The 2,519-nt window shown below is 37.0% G+C and carries 3 protein-coding genes and 1 pseudogene; 1 reads left to right on the forward strand and 3 read right to left on the reverse strand.

What is annotated here, in order from left to right:
- From CK510_RS29190 to CK510_RS29200, 3 genes are all read right to left on the reverse strand, one after another.
- Positions 1-213: hypothetical protein (locus tag CK510_RS29190; protein ID WP_211293345.1), on the reverse strand; the 213-nt coding region annotated here is incomplete at its 3' end.
- A gap of 210 nt (positions 214-423) precedes the next feature.
- The gene (locus CK510_RS29195; RefSeq protein ID WP_095724955.1) at positions 424-846 is read right to left on the reverse strand and encodes a hypothetical protein; all 423 of its coding nucleotides are present in this window, start codon (positions 844-846) and stop codon (positions 424-426) included.
- 102 nt (positions 847-948) lie between these two features.
- Entirely contained in the window at positions 949-1,797 is an 849-nt protein-coding gene (locus CK510_RS29200) for an FAD-binding domain-containing protein (RefSeq protein WP_095724956.1), read from the reverse strand.
- 440 nt (positions 1,798-2,237) lie between these two features.
- On the opposite strand from CK510_RS29200, the pseudogene CK510_RS31310 reads away from it, so the two are divergent.
- Positions 2,238-2,519: pseudogene (locus tag CK510_RS31310) on the forward strand (hypothetical protein); the annotation flags it as partial.

Here is a 2,519-nt window from a genome sequence, read left to right on the forward strand (position 1 = left end):
TACTAATATAATCCCAGTTTTTAGGGATGATTTAGATTTCTCTTGTATAGTATCTTCATTTTCTTCAATATCGCTAATTTTTAGAAAACCTTCTTCTATCAAATAATTAATATTTCCACCAGTTTGAATCCATACATCCAATAATTTAAGGTCTTTTAATTTCTCATAACTTAAGTAATTTCCAAGAGATTTTTTATTATTAGGTATCATCATTTATCTCTCCTATAACTTTTTAATTAAATGATGCTCTCAATATAGAACAAGATTTACTTAACCTCATTATGACAGGATAACCTGTATCTCCTATCAGAAATACAGTAGCACTAGGATGAAGCTAAAGCAACGAGGGAACGCGAAGCGCTTACGTTCCTCGCAATAACAATATATATTTAATTTTGCCTAACCACTTATGTACGATCGCAATTATTCAAATACATGTTGTTCAGCAACTTTCCAATAGCGGGAAAAGCGCTTTAAGTCAATAAAACCGTCATAGTCGAAAAATGGTTCTACTTCCAACACTTCCAATTCCAAGCTTTCTTCGATGCGATCGCATATTTTCTCAAACCGAGAACTAGGGCTATCTGTGGTGACAATTTGAGTTGCTTTATGTTCTTTTGCAAAAGCTAAAATTTCGGTTGCTACGTCTCCACGTCTAATAGTCACAGGTAGTTCTAGCAAGCATTCGTAAATAAAAGTAATGCGTTTAAGACTAATTTGCCATTCTTCGATTAATGCGTCATCCCATACCCAAATTGCAGGTACGTCAGGATATTCTTTGAGTGCGGGGTTTTTGGGACTTAAACAGTCTCCATGTATCCAAATAATTGGTATTGGTTTTGGCATTTTATTTAGTTAGTAATGAGAATTTATGAATATAAAATTTTTTGTTAGGTTAGGTGTCAGCGAGTGCGTAACCCAACATTTAATACAATTAGGATAAAAAAATTATCTCCTTTTTCCCTTCTGCCAACTTTGACTATTTGCCTGTCTATTAAACTCCCCTTTGGGAAACAATTTCCCTTCTAATTCTTCATAACTTCCTTCAAAATCACATTTTCCAAAAAGTGGACATTGCCGACAATAAACACCTTCCGTATACCGTTCTAAATTCTCTCGATTAAAAAAATAAGGCTTATGACTAAACGTACTCGCTACCCACTGCCATGACATATTATTACTTGCCGGATCACCATCTAAAAGATGTTCGAGAAACCATTTTGCTCCAGCTTGCCAGCAAATACGTCGAAAATGAACCACATACGCTGCCATCCACATTCGAGCATGATTGTGTAAATACCCTACTTCCCGTAAATCTCGACCAAAACTATCTATACAAAACAGCCCTGTTGTGCTGTTGCGAATATCTTCGGGTAAATTAGATGCATACTCACTCAATTTATACCCAGTTTTATATTCTTCCTGGTCTTCCCAAATTTTATCCTCCAATTTCCGATACAATCTTTGCCAGTAGTCACGCCATCCCAACTCATTCACCAGCTTCATCGCATCACCTTGGCTACGTGCTTTCCCAAGTGCATAATCTCGAACTTCGCGCAAACTCATCACCCCATAGCGAAGATAGGGAGATAAATGAGTGACAGCACCTGTAAAAAAATTACGTGTTTTTGCGTATTTGAAGGGGTCAACTTTTTGCAGTACAGTTTCCGCAGCTTTTCTTCCACCAGATATCTCGCTGATTTTGTCACTTCTCTCTGCTGCTTGAGGAAATTGTTCGTTGAGGTATGTAATCAATTCATCGCGATTATTAAACTCGCGTCGCATGTTGTCAGTCATGAAAATGTGTGAGTTATGTTCTGGTAGACTAACCTATTTTATAAAAAATATCTCAATCATAAATTTACCAATCCTATCAATCATAAGGATGGGGGAACCCCTACAATTATGGGTAATTTATTTTTCGGGTGTGTATAAAATAATCGCTGTTTCAACCGTCTTTGCTTGAATCCTAATCATTCCACGATTCAAAAATACAATTTTTTGGTCTTTTCCAACAGCTAGATATACTTTGACGGGCACTACTTAGATGCTGATTGCGTCAAAGATTCTACTTGTTAATTTAAAATGTGCGTCAACTTATCTGATGCATATTTAATTTCAAGTAAGCCACAAAACAAATGACCGAAAAGCATTTCTTTCTGTGGAGTTCTCTTACGGCATTGAGTGAACTATTACCAATTGGCTCCTTTAGGCAGCATAAATACCTGTAAACTAATATGGCGAGTAAATTCCATCACAACAACATGCGATCGCGTAGCAAGTCTGAAGGAGTATCGCGCAGTGACTCATGTAAAGTATGGCGTGCGTGGGTAGCAAAGGTGTCATTCAATCCGATGAAACTAGGTACTATCGATCAATTTTGGCGACGTTTATTTAAGTCTTCTTTCGCAATTTTATCTTTAATATCCTTCATCACGGTAATGATGTTGGGTAACTTTGCTCCTGTTTTAGCACAAGAGTTCCCAACTCCCCAACCTTACCCAGATACCCCCCAATTC

It is taken from the genome of Brunnivagina elsteri CCALA 953 (assembly GCF_002289455.1).
GTDB lineage: Bacteria > Cyanobacteriota > Cyanobacteriia > Cyanobacteriales > Nostocaceae > Brunnivagina > Brunnivagina elsteri.

What these genes read in the sequence shown, in the direction of transcription:
- CK510_RS29195 (WP_095724955.1), bottom strand. Translation starts at nt 846, where the DNA reads ATGCCAAAACCAATACCAATTATTTGGATACATGGAGACTGTTTAAGT.
- CK510_RS29200 (WP_095724956.1), bottom strand. Translation starts at nt 1,797, where the DNA reads ATGACTGACAACATGCGACGCGAGTTTAATAATCGCGATGAATTGATT.